Here is a 21,205-nt window from a genome sequence, read left to right as displayed (position 1 = left end):
AGTCGATGCATGTATTGAATGACACACCGCCATCGCGAGCAGGCTCACTCCTACAAGGGTTTTGTGTTGGTTGGGGGATTAAGGTTGTGCAGCCAGCCACGTTTCATCACAACAAGCCTTGAGGGTTTCGCGCAGCCAGCGATGCGCCGGATCCTTATCGAAGCGCGGGTGCCAGGCCTGGGTCAGCATCAAGGTCGGCAATGGGATCGGCAGGTCGAATGAGCGCAGTTTCAAACCCAGGCGACGCACGCTGAGCAACGCCTCTTTGGGCACTGGCAGGATCAGGTCGGAATCCGGCAAGGCAAACATTGCCGCATGGAAACTCGGCGCGATCACCGCGACGCGCCGCTCCAGACCCAGCGCATTCAGCGCGGTATCAATAGGACCGCGCGCGATGCCGCGGCGCGACATGCTGATGTGGGAAAACCCGGCGTAGCGCTCGGCAGTGATTTCACCGTCGAGCAATGGATGATCTTCGCGCACCAGTCCCACGAAGTGCGTCGAGAACAGGTTCTGCACTTTGACTTCAGGGGTGACGGGGCGGGTGTTGCTGACGCTCAGATCGATGCGCCCTTCTCGCAGGGCTTCATCATCGCCATCGCCTTCCGGGACGAAACGCAATTCGCAGTGTGGCGCCAGTTGATCGAGGGTGTCGAATAGCTTGCCGCCGTAGACACCGATGAAGAAGTCATTGGCGCGGATGCTGAAGCGCCGGCGCAGCGTGCCCAGCTCCACGGTGTCGGCGGAGCGGAACAACAGCGCGGCCTGCTCGACCACGTCGCGCACCTGCTCGCGTAATTCCAAGGCTTTGGGCGTTGGCACCAGACCCCGACCGGCTCGCACCAGGATCGGATCACCGATGGCTTCGCGGATTCGCGTCAGGGTGCGGCTCATGGCGGCCGGGCTGAGGTTCATCCGCCGCGCGGCGCCGACCACACTGCCCTCGTCGAGCAGAGCGTCGAGGGCGACCAGAAGGTTCATGTCCGGGAGTTGCATGCTGAGCACTCATGGCTGATCAGGATTGATCTGAGCGCAATGCTAGCAAACATCCTTCAAGTATTGCGGTGGCATCACTGACGCCATCGCGAGCAGGCTCACTCCTACATTTGATCTCCAGTGTCTACAGATTTTGTGTCCTACGCAGATCCCTTGTAGGAGTGAGCCTGCTCGCGATGAGGCCAGCCGCAACGCCACAGAATTACCGCTGCATCCCCCAACGCTTAACAGTCACCCGCTCCAGCGTATCGAACACCAGATTCTCCACCAGCAACCCGATCAGAATCACCACCGCCAACCCGGCAAACACCTTGTCGGTATACAGCTCATTGCGATTCTGAAAGATGTACCAACCCAGCCCACCCTTGCCACTGGTCGCGCCAAACACCAGTTCCGCCGCGATCAACGTGCGCCAGGCAAACGCCCAGCCGATCTTCAACCCTGCGAGAATCGACGGCAGTGCCGCCGGGATCAGGATGAACAACACCAGTCGCAAACCCTTCAAACCGTAATTGCGACCCGCCATGCGCAGGGTTTCGGAAACGCCGAGAAACCCGGCATAGGTGTTCAGCGCCAGCGCCCACAACACCGAATGCACCAAGACGAAGATCAGGCTGTTCTGCCCCAGACCAAACCACAGCAACGCCAGCGGCAACAGGGCAATCGCCGGCAACGGGTTGAACATAGAGGTCATCGTGCTCAACAGATCACGGCCCAACTGCGTCGATACCGCCAACGTCGTCAAGGCAAACGCCAAGACGATGCCAATCAGATAACCCTTGATCAGCACCACCAGCGATATCCACACCTTGGCCAGCAACTCACCGCTGAGCAGGCCCTCGAACAGCGCATGACTGGTCTGCAGGAAACTCGGCAGCATCAAATCATTGTTCTGAATCCGTGCGACCACTTCCCACAGCACCGCCAGCACAATCAGGATCAGGCCTTTACGCAGCCAGCCCTGTTGCCACAGCCGCGTACCCAGCGACAACTCACGCTCGACCGGCACTTCGGTCAGCGGCTCCAGGACAATTTCGAATTCTTCACGCACAGATGATGAATGGCTCATCGGGTAATCCTCCTGGCCGCTCAATAGGCGATGCGAATGTCATTGAAGTCGTGGTCACGCTCGGTTTCCGGCGACTGGCCCTCGTCGAACAGCAGACGATGAATGCGCCGCGCCGATTCCTGAAATGCCACACCACCCAAGCTGTGCAAATCGTATTGATGGCTGTGCACTTCGGCGCGCACTCGGCCGGGATGCGGCGACAGCAGCAGGATACGATTGCCGACCACCAACGCCTCTTCAATCGAGTGGGTGACGAACAGCAGAGTGAAGCGCACCTCTTCCCAGAGCAGCAGCAATTCTTCCTGCATCTTGCGGCGGGTCAGCGCATCGAGTGCGGCGAACGGCTCGTCCATCAAGAGGATTTTCGGCTGCATCGCCAACGCACGGGCAATCGCCACGCGCGCTTTCATGCCGCCGGACAGGGTGTGCGGGTAAGCTTCGGCGAACGCTGCCAGCCCAACCTTTTCCAGATAGTGCAGCGCGCGTTCTTCGGCTTCTTTCTTCTTCAGAGTGCGCGACGCGAGCAGCGGAAACATCACGTTCTGTTTGACGGTTTTCCACGGTGGCAGTTGATCGAACTCCTGAAACACCACGATGCGGTCCGGCCCCGGCGCGTCGACGCGCTGGCCTTGCAGACGGATCTCGCCTTCGCACGGTTGAATGAACCCGGCCACCGCTTTGAGCAAGGTGGATTTGCCGCAACCGGACGGGCCGAGCAGCACGTAGCGATCGGCCGGATCGATTTCAAAACTGACCTGGTGAGTGGCGCGCACCACGCGTTGCGGCGTGCGGTATTCGAGGCTGACGTGATCGACCGCCAGCAACGCGTCGCTGCGGGCGATCGGGTTGCTGGCCGCGTGGCCTGGCAAGGGAGCGTTCATTTTTTGATCAATCTCCAGCGAATCAGAAAGGCGCGTCGCCCTGAATGGTCGTGCGATACAGCTTGCGGCGCAGGTGCGCCGGGCAGCCGGCGGCGAGATGGATCAGCGAACGGTTGTCCCAGAACACCAGATCGTGGGGCTGCCACTGATGGCGGTAGATGTTTTGCGGCAGCACGCTGTGGGCATAGAGCTCGCTCAGCAGTTGCTGACTCTCGTCTTCCGGCAGGCCAACGATGCGCGTGGTGAAACCCTCGCTGACGAACAGCGCCTTGCGTCCGTTCTCCGGGTGCGTACGGACCACCGGGTGCACCACTTCCGCGACCTGAGCCAGCTGCTCCGGGGTCAGGGTCGGGCGCCAGTTGCCTTCGAATTTGGTTTCGCTGTAACGCGCCGTGTAGGAGTGCGCGGCACTGCGGCCTTCGACCGCTTTGCGCAACGCTTCGGGCAAGTTGTCCCAGGCTTTGTGCATATCGGCGAACAGCGTGTCGCCGCCCTCCTCTGGCAGCTCCTGTGCGTGGAGCATCGAGCCGAGACTCGGCAGCTCTTTATAGGAGAGATCGGAGTGCCAGAACTTGCCGGCATCGCCGAGGCCGATGTTCTGGCCGTTTTCGATGATGTTGGAAACGATGAGGATTTCCGGGTGGTTGGCCAGCAGGAACTGCTTGAGCACATGGATCTGCAACACGCCGAAGCGGCGGCTGAAGTCGATTTGCTGTTGCGGGGTTATTTGCTGGTCGCGGAACACCACGACGTGGTGATCCAGGTGCGCGCGATGAATGCGCGCGAAGTCTTGATCATTGATCGACCGGGTGAGGTCCAGACCGATGATTTCGGCGCCGACAGCACCGCTGAACGGGCGGACTTCAAAAGATTGCGGCGCGGCGGTCGCGGCGCTTGAGGAAGCAGTAGCTGCGGACATCTTTCCATCTCCCACGCACGGCACGCTCACGGGCGCGCTCGTCGATCAGACACTCACGCTGGATTGCGTGTTGGTTCAGGTCGTGCGGCGCGCCGATTGGTCGGCAGGTACGCAGGGGGATGACTTTATAGCTATAAGAACGGGAGATTAAATACCGTTAATGAATAACGATATGGCGAATGGTGAGGAATGGACTGAGTGGTGAGTGACAGTTTTTGTCACTTCCTGACAGAGATGTGGTGTTTGGGCTGCCGCTATCGCGAGCAGGCTCACTCCTACAGGGATCGCATTCCATCTGGAGAAATGCGGTTACTGTAGGAGTGAGCCTGCTCGCGATGAGGCCGGTAAGGCCGCTAGAGAATCAGCGCTCGTGCAACGCCTCTGCCCGCGCGCGGATGATCGGCTTGAGCAGGTAACTCAACACCGACTTCTTGCCGGTAATGATGTCCACCGAAGCAACCATCCCCGGGATGATCAGCAACGGCTTCTCGTCCGTGCCCAAGTGGCTGCGCTCAGTGCGCACCTTGATGATGTAGTAGGTGGTTTTCTTGTCTTCGTCGGTAATGGTGTCGGCGCCGATCTGCTCAAGCTTGGCTTTGAGCCCGCCGTAAATGGTGTAGTCGTAGGCGGTGAATTTGACGATCGCTTCCTGCCCCGGATGCAGGAAGGCGATGTCTTGCGGACGAATCTTCGCTTCGACCAGCAAGGTGTCATCCAGCGGTACGATTTCGACCATGTCGCTGCCCGGCTGGATCACGCCGCCGATGGTGTTGACCAGCAACTTGTTGACGATACCGCGCACCGGCGATGTCACCAGGGTGCGGCTGACGCGGTCTTCCAGCGCCTTGCCCGTCGCGCTGGCCTTGTTCAGGTCGGTGCGCGCTTCGTTGAGTTGGGTCAGCGCTTCGCTGCGGAATTTGCCACGGGTTTCATCAATTTTGCGCTGCACTTCCTTGATCGCCGATTCGGCGCGCGGGATGGCCAGCGTCGTTGCATCCAGCTGACCGCGGGTTTCCACCTCGGCACGCTTCAGACGCAAGACCTCCACCGGCGACACCGCGCCCTGCGCCACCAGCGGCTCGGACATGTTGATTTCCTGACGCTGCAAGCCGAGCTGCTGACGATACTGCGCTTGCTTGGAGGCGAATTCGCGCAGCTCTTGCTGACGCTGAATCAACTGCTCCTGCAAACCACCGATCTCGTCGTGCAACTGCTGACGGCGGCTGATGTACAGCGATTCCTCACTTTTCGCTTGGCCCGGCACGGCCTTGAGCACGTCCTCGGGAAAATTCAGCGGACGGTCATCGACCTCGGCGCTCAGCCGTTCAACGCGCAGCAGCATCGACAGGCGATCCGCTTCGGTTTCGCCGACGTTGGAGGCAAATCGCGTGTCGTCGAGGCGAATCAACGGCGCGCCGGCTTCAACAATCTGGCCTTCCTTGACGAACAGTTCGGAGATGATCCCGCCCTCAAGGTTCTGGATTTTCTGAATCTTCGACGACGGAATCGCCTTGCCGTCGCCCTTGGTCACTTCGTCGATGACGGCGAAGTTGGCCCACAGCAGCAGGAAGATAAAGAAGCCGATGATCGCCCAGATGGTCAGGCGCACGACGCGCGGGGCGTCTTCGATCAGCGCCTTGTTGACCTCCGGCAGGGGCTGGCCCTGCAGTGATGCCGAGCCTTTGAAGTAGCGACGGATCGAATCCTTGAAACCCGACTTAAGCAACACTGATCTGCCCCTTTTTCAACGCTTCCATCACGGCGGCTTTCGGGCCATCGGCGAGAATTTGTCCACGGTCGATCACCAGCAGACGATCGACCAGCGACAACAGTGAAGCCCGGTGCGTGACCAGCACCACGGTCTTGTTTTCAATCACGGCGGCGAGGCGTTGCTTGAGGCGTTCTTCACCGGTGTTGTCCATCGCACTGGTCGGCTCGTCCATCAGCAAAATCGGCGGGTTGAGCAACAAGGCCCGGGCCAGCGCGACGTTCTGTCGTTGACCGCCGGAGAGGTTCTGCCCGCGCTCGCCGACTTGCAGTTCGTAGCCTTGCGGGTGCAGGCGGGCGAATTCGTGGACGCCAGCCAGTTCGGCGGCTTGCAGCACCAGTTCGTCTTCTACATAGCGCGCGCCGGAGACGAGGTTGTCACGCAGGGTGCCGGCCAGCAGTTGAATGTCTTGCGGCACGTAGCCGATGTTGTAGCGCAGTTCGCTGACGTCGATCTGGCGGATATCCACACCGTCGACCAGCAACGCGCCGTCGTCCGGCTGATACAGGCCGACCAACAGTTTGGCGAGGGAGCTTTTGCCCGAGCCGCTGCGGCCGATGATGCCGATTTTCTCGCCGGGGCGGATCACCAGGTTGATGTTCTTCAACGCCGGGTTCTGTTGTTCCGGGTAGGTGAAGCTGAGCTGGCGGCACTCGATCGCGCCTTGCAGAACCTTGCGGCTCAGCGGGCGCTCTTCGAAGTTGCGTTCTTGCGGCAGCTCCATCATCTGGTCGACCGAAGTCATGGTCACCCGTGCCTGCTGGTAACGGGTCAGCAGACCGGACAACGAGGCCAGCGGGCTGAGGGCGCGGCCACTAAGCATGTAGCAGGCAATCAGACCGCCCATGCTCAGGTTGCCGGCGATGATCTGGTAGACGCCGAAGACAATCATGATCACCCCGGCCAGTTGCTGGATCAGCAAGGTGATATTCATCGCCAGACCGGAGAGCATTTTCACCCGCAGTTCGAGGCGGCTGAGGGTGCCGATGGTCTGCTCCCACTGATACTGGCGTTCGCTTTCGGCGTTGTTGACCTTCACCGCGTCGAGGCCGGCGAGGGTTTCGATCAGGCTCGACTGGCGCTCGGCACCGAGGGCCATGGTGCGTTCCATCGTCGCCACCAGCGGCTTCTGCAAGGCGTAGCCGATCAGCAGAGCAATCGGGAACGCCAACACTGGAATCCACACCAGATGCCCGCCGAGAATGGCGATGACAATAAAGATGAGGATGGTGAACGGCAGGTCGATCAGGCTGGTCAGGGTCAGCGAGGCGAGGAAGTCGCGCAGGCTCTGAAACTCGTGGATGTTCTGCGCAAAGCTGCCGACCCGCGCCGGGCGGTACTTCATCGCCATGCCGACGATGCGCTCGAACAGCGTCGCGGAGATGATCAGGTCGGTTTTCTTCCCGGCCAGATCCAGGCACAGGCTGCGCAGGCTCTTGAGAATCAGGTCGAAGATATAGGCGCCAGTGATACCCAGCGCCAGCACCCACAGGGTCGCTTCGGCCTGGTTTGGCACCACGCGGTCGTAGACGTTCATCACGAACAGCGGCGCGGCCATGGCGATGATGTTGATCAGGAAACTCGCGGCGATCGCATCGGCGTACAGCCAGCGCGAACGCTTGAGGGTGTCGCGGAACCACGAGCGTGCACGCGGAATCAGCGTGCCGTGGTTGACGTCGAATTTGTGTTGCGGCTGAGCGAAAAAGACTTTGCCGGTGTAATCGTCGGCGAGCAGTTCGCGACTGACAATGGACTCGCCGCCGTCGGTTTCGCTGAGCAGCACCCGCGCTTCGTTGTCACCCTGCCAGCCGAGCAGGACGGCGCTGCGGCCATCCTTGAGCAGCAGCAAGGCCGGCATGGCGATCGCCGGAATTTCTTCCAGTTTGCGCTGCAATACCCGACCTTGCAGGCCGGCGCGAGCCGCCGCGCGGGGCAGCAACTCGACACTCAGACGTTGTTTGGGCAGCGGCAGGCCGGTGGTCAGCATCGCCGCGCTGGCGGGTTTCTGATGAAGCATGCAAAGGGCGAGCAGGCCATCCAGTAACGGATCGTCGTGCAACGCGCGTGGATCATGACTGAGTTGAACTCGACTGACTTCTGATTCCACGCTCGACACTCTTTGACAGTTGAAAAGGGATAACTCAATTCATCCCAGGCAGCTGGACCTTGGGCTTCACGTCGTTTTGCACAACGGATGCCAACGGTGCGACCACTCCCTGGCTTCTGAGCAACTCGCCCATGGTCGCCTTGATTCGGTATTGAGTAAATAACTGAATGTTTTTGATTTCCGCCAGACGCCGCGAAGCGGTGAACAACTCGTTTTCGCTGTCGAGCAAATCGAGCAGGGTCCGTTCGCCAAGGCTGAACTGACGCTGGTAGGCAGTGCGCACCGAGGTGCTGTGATCGACGTATTGCTGCGCAATCGGCACCTGCGCGTTAGCGTTGTTCAAGGCGTTCCAAGCCAGACCGAGTTCCTCGTTCAACTGACGCAGGGCGTTGTTGCGGATGTCCAGCGCCTGGTTCGACAGGTACGACTTGGATTCCAGATCAGCCTTGTTGCTGCCACCGGAATAGAGGTTGAAGCGCATGCGCAGCATGGCTTGCCATTCGTTGTTGTGGCCGTTCTGGCCATCGAGATCGTTATCGGCGGTACGGCCCAGTTCGGCGTCGAAACGTGGGTAAAAGGTCGATTTGGCGGTTTCGTACTGTTTCTCGGCGGCGGCGATGTCGGACTCGGCCGAACGCAGGATCGGGCTGTTTTCCAGCATCTGCTGGCGCGCTTCATTGAGGTTGGCCGGCATCATCGCCATGAACGGCGCCGGACGCTCAAGTTGATCAGGCATCTGGCCAACGGCGCTGAGGAAGTTGGTTTCCGAGTCGGCGAGGTTGGTCTGCTCGGTGATCAGGTTGTTGCGGGCCTGGGCCATCCGCGCTTCGGCCTGATCGAGGTCGGCACCGCTGCCGACGCCACGCTGGGTGCGCAGCTGGATCTGGTCGTAGATGCGCTGGTGGCTCTTGAGGTTTTCTTCGGCCAGACGCACGAATTCGCGGCGGGTCAGCACGTCCAGGTAAACCTGGGCGACGGTCAGCGCGGTGCGCTCGGAAGTGCCCAGCAAGGAGTAAGCGCGGGAGTTAACGGTGGCTTGTTGACGCCCGACTTCGCTGGACGTCGCAAAACCGTCAAAAACCATTTGCGAGAGACGTAAACTTGACTCGCTACGGTTCAGGGTTTCGTAGTGGTTACCGGAATTGGCGCGGGTAGTAACGCTGTCGGTGCCTTCACGGCCATAACCGCCGAGCAGATCGACCTTCGGCAGGTATCCACCTTTTGCCGCTCTTAATTGATAATCCGCGGCCAAACGACTGTTGACCCCAGCCTGGATTTCCGGATGGACATCCAGTGCCTGCTGCATGGCTTCTGGTAAGGATTGTGCTTGTACAAAAGAGGCGGCGAGAGCGAAGGGTACAGCCATGAAAAGGGGCAAACGCATGGTAATAATTTTCCAGAACTTCTTGTCTTGAATCACAGCAGAATGTCGCGCTGCGTCGGATGATTGGCAACCGGGTTGACCGTATGTCGGAAAGTTCAAAACAGGAACTGGATCACACGCTGAAGGACAGGTCGCCGCGGAAATATCAATGTGACATTAGTGGGGCGATTGTTTAGGATGGCACCCAGAAGGTCAATAGTTTGGCATAAAGTTAATAGCGAAAGAATGTAGCCAAAATATTGACGAAAGTAAGCGTCAAACTTGTTTCGCAAAATTTTAAAGTACGTCCAGACTGAATCGGCATCCATGCCATCAGGTCCATGGAAGTCAACTGAACGTGACACCCCGGAGAGTCTTCAATGAGCAGTGTTGTTGCCATCGTCAAAAGCATTGTCGGTCAGGTATTCGTGGTGTCCCCAGAGGGCGTGCGTCGCGTACTCGTTGAAGGCGACCGCCTGTTCGTTGGCGACCAGATCGACACCGGCCTCTCCGGCGCCGTGTCGCTGGAATTGGCCGATGGCCGCACCCTTGATCTGGGCCGTGAAACCCAGTGGAGCGCCAACGCGCCCGACTCCAGCACTGACCTGGCCGAGGCCACCGCGCAGGCGGCGCCGTCGGTAGCAGAACTGCAGCAAGCCATCGCCGCCGGTGTCGACCCGACCACCGCCCTCGATGCCACCGCTGCCGGCCCGAGCGCCGCAGGCACCGGCGGTGCCGCCGGGGGTGGTCACAGTTTCGTGATGCTCGACGCCACCGCTGGCCGCGTTGACCCGACCATTGGTTTCCCGACTGCTGGCATCAATGCTGGCGGTCAGGCCGCACAAAACATCACCGGCGGCCAGACCACCGACACCACCACCAACGCCCTGCGTGATTCGACCCTGAGCCTTAGCGCCACGCCGTCCATCACCGAAGCCGGCGGCGTGCTGGTGTACACCGCGACCCTGACCCAGGCGCCGCTGACCGACCTGACCATCACCCTGTCCAACGGTGCGGTGATTGTGATTCCAGCAGGTGCAACCACCGGCACCGTCAACGTGCCGCTGGCGCCGAACGACACCGTTTATAACGACCCGACCCAGATCGACGTGACCGTCACCGGCACCACCGGCGGTAATGGCATCACCGTGACGCCGCCGACCACTCCGGCCACGACCCAGGTCACTGACACCATCGACACCACCACCGTCACCCTGACGGCGGGGCCGAGTGTCACCGAAGGTGGGCAGATCACTTACACCGCGACCCTGACCAACCCGGCGCAAACCCCGGTGACCGTCACCCTGTCGAACGGCTCGACCATCACCATCGGCGCCGGCCAGACCACTGGCACCGTCAACGTGCCGACCCCGGCCAATGACGTCTATAACAATGGCAGCACCGTCACCACGACAATCACCGGTGCCAGCGGCGGCAACTTCGAAAACCTGGTGCCGAACCCGACGCCAGCGGTGACCACCATCACCGATTCGATCGACACCACCAACCTGACCCTGACTGCCACCGGCACAGTGGTCGAGGGTGGCCAGATCACCTACACCGCGACCCTGACCAACCCGGCGCAAACCCCGGTCACCGTCACCCTGTCGAACGGTTCGACCATCACTATTGAAGCGGGCCAGACTACGGGCACCGTCAACGTGCCGACGGCGGCCAATGACGTCTACAACAATGGCGGCACTGTCAGCACCACCATTACTGGCGCTACCGGCGGCAACTTCGAAAGTCTGGTGCCAAACACCACGCCAGCAACTACCACGGTCACCGATTCGATCGACACCACCAGCGTCAGCCTCACCGCTACCGGTACAGTCGTCGAAGGTGGCCAGATCACTTACACCGCAACGCTGACCAACGCCGCGCAGACTCCGGTGACGATCACTCTGTCGAACGGCTCAACCATCACCATTGACGCCGGCAAGACCACAGGCTCGGTCAACGTGCCGACCGCGGCCAACGACGTTTACAACAATGGCAGTACCATCAGCACCACCATCACTGGCGCTACCGGTGGCAACTTCGAAAACCTGGTGCCGAACACGACGCCAGCGACCACCACCATTACCGACTCGATCGACGACACCAACCTGTCGCTGACAGCGACCGGGACTGTGGCCGAAGGTGGCTCGATCGTTTACACCGCGACCCTGGCCAATCCTGCCGGCACGCCGGTGACCGTGACCCTGAGCAACGGCTCGGTGATCACCATCGATGCGGGCAAAACCACTGGCACCGTGACCGTTCCGGCGCCAGCCGATGACGTCTATAAAGACTCAGGCAAAGTTGAAGTAACCATCAAGGAAGCTTCCGGCGGCAACTTCGAGAATCTGGTGCCGAGCACTGTCCCGGCCGTGACCGAAGTGACCGACACCATCGACACCTCGACCGTGAAACTGACGGCTGATACCTCGGTTGCTGAAGGTGGCAGCGTCACTTACACCGCCACCGTCGGCGCGCCGGTGACCGGTTCGCCTGTTGTGGTGACATTGGCCAACGGCCAGAGCATCACCATTGAAGTCGGCAAAACCACCGGCACCGTGACCACTACCGCGCCGAATGACGCGTTGACCGGTAATGCGCCGCTGACCAACTCGATCACTGGCGTTTCGGGCGGCAATTACGAAGATCTGGTGGCCGACAAGACTCCGGTTTCGACCGGCGTTACCGATGTTGCCGACACCACCAACCTGTCGCTGAGCGCGACCGGTTCCGTGGCTGAGGGTGGTTCGATTGTTTATACCGCCACGCTGACCAACGCCGCAGGTTCGCCTGTCACTGTGACCCTGAGCAACGGCTCGGTGATCACCATTGAGGCGGGTAAAACCACTGGCACCGTGACCGTTCCGGCGCCCGCCGATGACGTCTATAAAGACGCCGGCAAAGTCGAAGTCACCATCAAGGACGCGACTGGCGGCAACTTCGAGAACCTCGTTCCGAGCACCGTTCCAGCCGTCACCGACGTGACCGATACCGTCGACACCACCACGGTCAAACTGACCGCCACCGAGTCGGCGGCTGAAGATGGCACCGTCACTTACACCGCCACTGTTGGCGCTCCGGTGACCGGTTCGCCTGTGGTCGTGACCCTGGCCAATGGTCAGAACATCACCATCGAAGTCGGCAAAACCACCGGCACCGTGACCACCACTGCACCAAACGATGCGTTGACCGGCCACGCACCGATCACCAACGCGATCACGGGCGTGAGCGGCGGCAATTACGAAGACCTCGTTGCCGACAAAACCCCGGTCAGCACCACGGTGACTGACACCACTGACACCACCGACCTGACGCTGAGCGCTACAGGCACGGTGGCTGAAGGCGGTCAGATCACTTACACCGCAACCCTGACCAACGCAGCGGGTTCGCCTGTCACCGTAACCCTGTCGAACGGTTCGGTGATCACCATCGAAGCCGGCAAAACCACTGGCACCGTGACCGTTCCGGCGCCCGCCGATGACGTCTATAAAGACGCCGGCAAAGTCGAAGTCACGATCAAGGACGCCACTGGCGGCAACTTCGAGAACCTCGTTCCGAGCACCACCCCAGCCGTAACCGACGTCACTGACACCGTCGACACCACCAGCGTCAAACTCACCGCGACCGAGTCGGCGGCTGAGGGTGGCAGCGTGATTTACACCGCAACCGTCGGCGCGCCAGTGACCGGTTCGCCTGTGGTCGTGACCCTGGCTAACGGTCAGACCATCACCATTGGCATAGGCCAGACCACCGGCACCGCGACCACCACCGCACCGAACGATGCATTGACCGGCCACGCGCCGATCACCAATGCGATCACTGAGGTGAGCGGCGGTAACTACGAGAATCTGGTCGCCGACAAAACCCCGGTTTCGACCACTGTCACTGACACCGTCGACACCACCAACCTGTCGCTGACTGCGACCGGCACCGTGGCGGAAGGCGGTTCGATCGTTTACACCGCGACGCTGACCAACCCGGCCGGCACGCCGGTGACCGTGACCTTGAGCAACGGCTCGGTGATCACCATCGAAGCCGGTAAAACCACCGGCACCGTGACGGTTCCTGCGCCAGCAGATGACGTTTACAAAGACGCCGGCAAGGTCGAAGTCACGATCAAGGACGCCACTGGCGGCAACTTCGAGAACCTCGTTCCGAGCACCACCCCAGCCGTAACCGACGTCACTGACACCGTCGACACCACCAGCGTCAAACTCACCGCGACCGAGTCGGCGGCTGAGGGTGGCAGCGTGATTTACACCGCAACCGTCGGCGCGCCAGTGACCGGTTCGCCTGTGGTCGTGACCCTGGCTAACGGTCAGACCATCACCATTGGCATAGGCCAGACCACCGGCACCGCGACCACCACCGCACCGAACGATGCATTGACCGGCCACGCGCCGATCACCAATGCGATCACTGAGGTGAGCGGCGGTAACTACGAGAATCTGGTCGCCGACAAAACCCCGGTTTCGACCACTGTTACTGACACCGTCGACACCACCAACCTGTCGCTGACTGCGACCGGCACCGTGACGGAAGGCGGTTCGATCGTTTACACCGCGACGCTGACCAACCCGGCTGGCACGCCAGTGACCGTGACGTTGAGCAACGGTTCGGTGATCACCATTGAAGCCGGCAAAACCACCGGCACTGTCTCCGTTCCAGCTCCGGCCGATGACGTCTACAAAGACGCCGGCAAGGTCGAAGTGACCATCAAGGACGCCACTGGCGGCAACTTCGAGAACCTCGTTCCGAGCACCACCCCAGCCGTTACCGACGTCACTGACACCATCGACACCTCGACGGTCAAACTGACCGCTACCGAGTCGACGGCTGAAGGTGGCACCGTTACCTACACCGCTACCGTGGGCGCGCCAGTCACCGGTTCGCCTGTCGTCGTGACCTTGGCCAACGGCCAGAACATCACCATCGAAGTCGGCAAAACCACCGGCACCGTGACCACCACCGCACCGAACGATGCGCTGACTGGCCATGCACCGTTGATCAATGCGATCACCGACGTTTCCGGCGGCAATTACGAAAACCTCGTGGCTGACAAAACCCCGGTCAGCACCACCGTCACCGACACCACTGATACCACCAACCTGTCGCTGAGCGCGACGGGAACTGTGGCTGAAGGCGGCCAGATCACCTACACCGCGACCCTGACCAATGCCGCTGGCAGCCCGGTCACCGTGACCCTGAGCAACGGCTCGGTGATCACCATCGAGGCGGGCAAGACCACCGGCACCGTGGCCGTTCCGGCGCCTGCCGATGATGTCTATAAAGACTCAGGCAAAGTCGAAGTCACCATCAAAGACGCCACGGGCGGCAACTTCGAGAATCTGGTGCCGAGCACTGTCCCGGCCGTGACCGAAGTGACTGACACCATCGACACCTCGACCGTGAAGCTGACGGCCGACACCACTGTTGCTGAAGGTGGCACTGTCACCTATACCGCCACTGTCGGCGCGCCGGTCACCGGTTCGCCGGTCGTGGTGACCCTGGCCAATGGTCAGAGCATCACCATCGAAGTCGGCAAGACCACTGGCACCGTGACCTTCACCGCGCCGAACGATGCGTTGACCGGTCAGGCGTCGCTGGGTAATTCGATCACGGGTGTGAGCGGCGGCAACTACGAAAACCTGGTGGCTGACAAGACCCCGGTTTCGACTACGGTCACTGACACCGTCGACACCACTGACCTGTCGCTCAGCGCCACCAACTCGGTCGCCGAGGGCGGTTCGATCATCTACACCGCGACGCTGACCAACCCGGCTGGCTCGCCGGTGACTGTGACCCTGTCGAACGGCTCAGTCATTACCATCGAGGCAGGTAAAACCACCGGCACCGTGACTGTCGCTGCGCCAGCCGATGACGTCTACAAAGACGCCGGCAAGGTCGAAGTGACCATCAAGGACGCTACGGGCGGCAACTTCGAGAATCTGGTGCCGAGCACCGTTCCAGCCGTGACCGAAGTCACCGATACCATCGATACCTCGACGGTCAAACTGACCGCCACCGAATCTGCGGCTGAAGGTGGCACCGTCACTTACACCGCCACCGTCGGCGCACCAGTCACCGGCTCGCCTGTCGTCGTGACGCTGGCCAACGGTCAGAACATCACCATCGAAATCGGCAAGACTACCGGCACCGTGACCACCACCGCGCCGAACGACGCGTTGAACGGCCATACCCCGCTGACCAATGCGATCACTGATGTGAGCGGCGGTAACTACGAGAATCTGGTAGCCGACAAGACACCGGTTTCAACCAACGTTACTGACACCGTCGACACCACCAACCTGTCGCTGACCGCGACTGGCACCGTGGCTGAAGGCGGTTCGATTGTTTACACCGCGACCCTGACCAACCCGGCCGGTACCCCGGTCACTGTGACCCTGTCGAACGGTTCGGTAATCACCATCGAAGCGGGCAAAACCGCCGGCACCGTGACCGTTCCTGCACCTGCCGACGACGTCTACAAAGATGCCGGCAAAGTCGAAGTCACGATCAAGGACGCTACCGGCGGCAACTTCGAGAACCTCGTTCCGAGCACCACGCCAGCCGTAACCGACGTCACTGACACCATCGACACCTCGACGGTCAAACTGACCGCCACCGAGTCGGCGGCTGAAGGTGGCACCGTCACCTACACCGCCACGGTCGGTGCGCCAGTCACTGGTTCGCCAGTTGTGGTGACCCTGGCCAACGGCCAGAACATCACCATCGAAGTCGGCAAAACCACCGGCACCGTGACCACCACCGCACCGAATGATGCGCTGACTGACCATGCACCGCTGACCAACGCGATCACGGATGTTTCCGGCGGCAACTACGAAAACCTCGTGGCCGACAAAACCCCGGTCAGCACCACCGTGACCGACACCGTCGACACCACCAACCTGTCGCTCAGCGCCACCGGTGCGGTGAACGAAGGTGGCCAGATCACCTACACCGCGACCCTGACCAATGCCGCTGGCTCGCCGGTCACCGTGACTCTGTCGAACGGTGCCGTGATCACCATCGACGCCGGCAAAACCACCGGCACCGTCACCGTCGATGCACCAAAAGATGACGTCTACAAAGACGCCGGCACCGTTGAAGCGACCATCAAAGGCGCGACCGGTGGCGACTTCGAAAACCTCGTCACCAATACCGCCCCGGCGGTCACCACCGTCAACGACACCATCGACACCTCCACCGTGTCGCTGACCGCCACGGCGAACGTCGCCGAAGGCGAAACCGTGGTCTACACCGCGACCGTGACCGCACCCGTGACGGGTTCACCGGTTGTCGTGACTCTGTCCAACGGTCAGACCATTACCATCGCTGTCGGTGAAACCACCGGCTCGGTGAACTTCGTTGCACCGAACAGCCCATTGGCCGGCGGCAGCTCGCTGAGCGTGACCATCGATGGCGCCACCGGCGGCAATTACGAAAAACTCGCGGTCGACGGCAAATCCGCCGACACCGCGGTTTCGGACACCACCGACACCACCAACCTGAACCTGACCGCGACCGATTCGGTGGCTGAAGGCGGTTCGATCGTTTACACCGCGACGCTGACCAACCCGGCTGGCACGCCGGTAACCGTGACCCTGAGCAACGGTTCGGTGATCACCATCGAAGCCGGTAAAACCACGGGTACCGTGACCGTCGCTGCTCCAGCCGATGACGTCTACAAAGATGCCGGCAAAGTCGAAGTGACCATCAAGGATGCAACCGGCGGCAACTTCGAGAACCTGGTTCCGAGCACCGTGCCGGCGGTGACCAACGTCACCGACACCATCGACACCACCACCGTCAAACTCACCGCGACCGAGTCGGCGGCTGAGGGTGGCAGCGTGACTTACACCGCAACCGTCGGCGCGCCAGTCACCGGTTCGCCTGTGGTCGTGACCCTGGCTAACGGTCAGACCATCACCATCGGCGTCGGCCAGACCACCGGCACCGCGACCACCACCGCACCAAACGATGCACTGACCGGCCATGCGCCGATCACCAATGCGATCACTGAGGTCAGCGGCGGCAACTTCGAAAACCTGGTGGCGGACAAGACGCCGGTTTCGACCAATGTCACCGACACCGTCGACACCACCAATCTGTCGCTGACGGCGACCGGCACCGTTGCGGAAGGTGGTTCGATCATCTACACCGCTACGCTGACCAACGCGGCTGGCTCACCAGTCACCGTGACGCTGTCGAATGGCGCGGTAATCACCATCGAAGCCGGTAAAACCACTGGCACCGTGACCGTTCCGGCTCCGGCTGATGACGTCTACAAAGACGCCGGCAAAGTCGAAGCGACGATCTCCACCGCTACCGGTGGCAACTTCGAAAATCTGGTGCCGAGCACTGTTCCAGCCGTCACCGAAGTGACTGACACCATCGACACCTCGACCGTGAAACTGACGGCGACCGAGACTGCCGCTGAAGGTGGCACCGTCACTTACACCGCGACGGTGGGTGCGCCGGTTACCGGTTCGCCTGTTGTCGTCACCCTGTCAAACGGTCAGACCATCACCATCGGCGTTGGCCAAACCACCGGGACCGTAACCACCATCGCCCCGAACGATGCATTGACCGGTCACGCACCGATCACCAATGCAATCACCGAGGTAAGCGGTGGCAATTACGAGAATCTGGTGGCCGACAAGACACCGGTTTCGACCAGCGTCACTGACACCGTCGACACCACCAACCTGTCGCTGAGCGCGACCGGCTCTGTGGCCGAAGGCGGTTCGATTGTTTACACCGCCACCCTGACCAACGCTGCCGGCTCGCCAGTCACCGTGACCCTGTCGAACGGCGCGGTGATTACCATCGAAGCCGGCAAAACCACTGGCACCGTGTCTGTTCCAGCGCCAGCCGATGACGTCTACAAAGACGCCGGCAAAGTCGAAGCGACGATCTCGACGGCAACGGGCGGCAACTTCGAAAATCTGGTGCCGAGCACTGTTCCGGCCGTGACCGAAGTCACCGACACCATCGACACCTCGACCGTCAAACTGACGGCAGATACCTCCGTGGCCGAAGGAGGCACCGTCACTTACACCGCCACGGTTGGCGCGCCGGTTACCGGTTCGCCTGTGGTTGTGACCTTGGCCAACGGTCAGACCATTACCATCGGCGTCGGCCAGACCACGGGCACCGCCACCACCACCGCGCCGAACGACGCATTGACCGGCCACGCGCCGATCACCAATGCGATCACTGAGGTCAGCGGTGGCAACTACGAAAATCTGGTGGCCGACAAGACCCCGGTTTCGACCAATGTCACCGACACTGTCGACACCACTAACCTGTCGCTGACTGCGACCGGCACTGTGGCCGAGGGTGGTTCGATTGTTTACACCGCAACCCTGACCAACGCGGCTGGCTCGCCAGTGACCGTGACGCTGAGCAACGGCGCCGTCATCACCATCGAGGCCGGTAAAACCACCGGCACTGTGACTGTTCCTGCGCCAGCCGACGACGTCTACAAAGACGCCGGCAAGGTTGAAGCGACGATCTCCACCGTTACCGGTGGCAACTTCGAAAACCTGGTGCCGAGCACGACGCCGGCTGTGACCGAAGTGACCGATACCATCGACACCTCGACCGTCAAACTGACGGCTGATACCTCCGTGGCTGAAGGCGGCACCGTCACTTACACCGCCACTGTCGGCGCTCCGGTAACTGGTTCGCCGGTCACCGTAACGCTGGCCAATGGTCAGAACATCACCATCGAAGTCGGTAAAACCACCGGCACAGTGACCTTCACCGCACCGAACGATGCGCTGACCGGTCAGGCGCCACTGACCAACTCGATCACCGGTGTAACCGGCGGTAATTACGAGAATCTGGTAGCCGACAAGACCCCGGTTTCGACCAATGTCACCGATACCGTCGACACCACTAACCTGTCGCTGAGCGCGACGGGTTCGGTTGCTGAAGGTGGCTCGATCATCTACACCGCAACGCTGACCAACGCGGCTGGCTCGCCAGTTACCGTGACCCTGTCGAACGGCGCCGTGATCACCATTGAGGCGGGCAAAACCACTGGCACCGTCACCGTCGCTGCGCCAGCGGATGATGTTTACAAAGATGCAGGCAAAGTCGAAGCAACCATTTCGACCGCGACCGGTGGCAACTTCGAGAACCTGGTACCGAGCACTGTGCCGGCAGTGACCAACGTCACTGACACCATCGACACCACCACCGTCAAACTGACAGCGACAGAGTCGACAGCTGAGGGTGGCAACGTCACCTACACCGCGACTGTCGGCGCGCCAGTCACCGGCTCGCCGGTTGTCGTAACCTTGGCCAACGGTCAGACGATCACCATCGGCGTCGGCCAGACCACCGGTACCGCGACCACCACGGCACCAAACGACGCATTGACTGGCCACGCGCCGATCACCAATGCGATCACTGAGGTAAGCGGTGGCAACTACGAAAACCTTGTTGCCGACAAGACCCCGGTTTCGACCAATGTCACCGATACCGTCGACACCACCAATCTGTCGCTGAGCGCGACTGGCTCGGTGGCTGAAGGTGGCTCGATCGTCTACACCGCAACCTTGACCAACGCCGCTGGCTCGCCAGTGACCGTGACCCTGTCGAACGGCGCCGTGATCACCATCGAGACCGGCAAAACCACCGGCACCGTCACCGTCGCTGCGCCAGCGGATGATGTTTACAAAGATGCAGGCAAAGTCGAAGCAACCATTTCGACCGCGACCGGTGGCAACTTCGAGAACCTGGTACCGAGCACTGTGCCGGCAGTGACCAACGTCACTGACACCATCGACACCACCACCGTCAAACTGACAGCGACAGAGTCGACAGCTGAGGGTGGCAACGTCACCTACACCGCGACTGTCGGCGCGCCAGTCACCGGCTCGCCGGTTGTCGTAACCTTGGCCAACGGTCAGACGATCACCATCGGCGTCGGCCAGACCAGCGGTACCGCGACCACTACCGCGCCAAACGATGCATTGACCGGTCATGCGCCACTGACCAACGCGATCACCAACGTGACCGGCGGTAACTACGAAAACCTTGTGGCCGACAAGACGCCAGTCAGCACCAACGTGACCGACACTGTCGACACCACCAACCTGTCGCTGAGCGCGACTGGTTCGGTTGCTGAAGGTGGCTCGATCGTTTACACCGCGACCCTGACCAACGCCGCTGGCTCGCCAGTGACCGTAACCCTGTCGAACGGCGCCGTGATTACCATCGACGCCGGTAAAACCACTGGCACCGTGACCGTTCCAGCCCCGGCTGACGACGTTTACAAAGACGCCGGCACCGTGCAAGCGACTATCGGTACCGCCACCGGTGGCAACTTCGAAAACCTGGTGCCGAGCACGACGCCTGCTGTGACCAGCGTCACCGACACCATCGACACCACCACCGTGAAACTGACGGCCACCGAGTCGGCGGCTGAGGGTGGCAACGTCGTCTACACCGCAACCGTCGGCGCGCCAGTGACGGGCTCGCCAGTCGTGGTAACCCTGTCGAACGGTCAGACCATCACCATTGGTGTTGGCCAGACCACCGGCACCGCGACCACTACCGCGCCAAACGATGCGTTGACCGGTCATGCACCGCTGACAAACGCGATCACCGACGTGACCGGCGGTAACTTCGAAAACCTCGTGGCTGACAAAACGCCGGTCAGCACTACCGTGACCGACACTGTCGACACCACCAACCTGTCGCTCAGTGCGACCGGTTCTGTGGCTGAAGGCGGTTCGATTGTTTACACCGCCACGCTGACCAACGCCGCTGGTTCGCCAGTGACCGTAACCTTGTCAAACGGCGCCGTGATCACCATCGACGCCGGTAAAACCACTGGCACCGTAACCGTTCCAGCGCCAGCCGATGACGTCTACAAAGACGCCGGTACCGTGCAGGCGACCATCAGCACCGCCACCGGTGGCAACTTCGAAAACCTCGTGCCGAGCACGACTCCGGCGGTCACCAGCGTTACCGACACCATCGACACCACCACCGTGAAACTGACCGCGATCGCCACTGCCGCTGAAGGCGGCAACGTCGTCTACACCGCGACGGTCGGTGCACCAGTAACCAGTTCGCCAGTCGTGG

General features: G+C 61.1%; 8 protein-coding genes. 1 reads left to right on the top strand and 7 read right to left on the bottom strand.

Translation table 11 applies throughout. The features are described 5' to 3' along the window. Nucleotides 1–78: 78 nt before the first annotated feature. The 7 genes from ACW9IR_RS22420 to ACW9IR_RS22390 form a co-directional block, all read right to left on the bottom strand. Nucleotides 79–996, bottom strand: a complete 918-nt coding sequence (locus ACW9IR_RS22420; RefSeq protein ID WP_025113444.1) for a LysR family transcriptional regulator — start codon at nucleotides 994–996, stop codon at nucleotides 79–81. Nucleotides 997–1,198: 202 nt separating this feature from the next. Continuing rightward, nucleotides 1,199–2,065, bottom strand: coding sequence for an ABC transporter permease (locus ACW9IR_RS22415; protein ID WP_034151796.1), 867 nt, complete (start codon nucleotides 2,063–2,065; stop codon nucleotides 1,199–1,201). A 20-nt stretch (nucleotides 2,066–2,085) separates the two neighbouring features. Beyond that, the gene (locus tag ACW9IR_RS22410) at nucleotides 2,086–2,946 is read right to left on the bottom strand and encodes an ABC transporter ATP-binding protein (RefSeq protein ID WP_457465154.1); all 861 of its coding nucleotides are present in this window, start codon (nucleotides 2,944–2,946) and stop codon (nucleotides 2,086–2,088) included. A gap of 22 nt (nucleotides 2,947–2,968) precedes the next feature. Continuing rightward, entirely contained in the window at nucleotides 2,969–3,865 is an 897-nt protein-coding gene (locus ACW9IR_RS22405) for a TauD/TfdA dioxygenase family protein (RefSeq protein WP_457465153.1), read from the bottom strand. 361 nt (nucleotides 3,866–4,226) lie between these two features. After that, nucleotides 4,227–5,594, bottom strand: a complete 1,368-nt coding sequence (locus tag ACW9IR_RS22400) for an HlyD family type I secretion periplasmic adaptor subunit (protein WP_007918311.1) — start codon at nucleotides 5,592–5,594, stop codon at nucleotides 4,227–4,229. Further along, nucleotides 5,584–7,740, bottom strand: a complete 2,157-nt coding sequence (locus ACW9IR_RS22395; protein WP_095122335.1) for a type I secretion system permease/ATPase — start codon at nucleotides 7,738–7,740, stop codon at nucleotides 5,584–5,586. Before ACW9IR_RS22395 ends, ACW9IR_RS22400 begins: the two co-directional genes overlap by 11 nt. Nucleotides 7,741–7,774: 34 nt before the next feature. Then, nucleotides 7,775–9,124: a TolC family outer membrane protein gene (locus tag ACW9IR_RS22390; protein WP_095122337.1), complete on the bottom strand. Its 1,350-nt coding sequence runs from the start codon at nucleotides 9,122–9,124 to the stop codon at nucleotides 7,775–7,777. A 359-nt stretch (nucleotides 9,125–9,483) separates the two neighbouring features. On the opposite strand from ACW9IR_RS22390, the gene ACW9IR_RS22385 reads away from it, so the two are divergent. Beyond that, on the top strand, nucleotides 9,484–21,205 hold an 11,722-nt coding region (locus ACW9IR_RS22385; RefSeq protein WP_457465152.1), incomplete at its 3' end, for a retention module-containing protein.

The sequence above is a fragment of the Pseudomonas sp. SDT291_1_S447 genome (genome assembly GCF_054070155.1).
The sequence above is the reverse complement of the archived record's forward strand: the minus strand, read 5'-3'. Positions and strand labels throughout refer to the sequence as shown.

Bases quoted from the DNA above. Each gene is read 5' to 3' on its own strand.
- ACW9IR_RS22420 (WP_025113444.1), bottom strand. From the start codon at position 996: ATGCAACTCCCGGACATGAACCTTCTGGTCGCCCTCGACGCTCTGCTC.
- ACW9IR_RS22415 (WP_034151796.1), bottom strand. From the start codon at position 2,065: ATGAGCCATTCATCATCTGTGCGTGAAGAATTCGAAATTGTCCTGGAG.
- ACW9IR_RS22410 (WP_457465154.1), bottom strand. From the start codon at position 2,946: ATGAACGCTCCCTTGCCAGGCCACGCGGCCAGCAACCCGATCGCCCGC.
- ACW9IR_RS22405 (WP_457465153.1), bottom strand. From the start codon at position 3,865: ATGTCCGCAGCTACTGCTTCCTCAAGCGCCGCGACCGCCGCGCCGCAA.
- ACW9IR_RS22390 (WP_095122337.1), bottom strand. From the start codon at position 9,124: ATGCGTTTGCCCCTTTTCATGGCTGTACCCTTCGCTCTCGCCGCCTCT.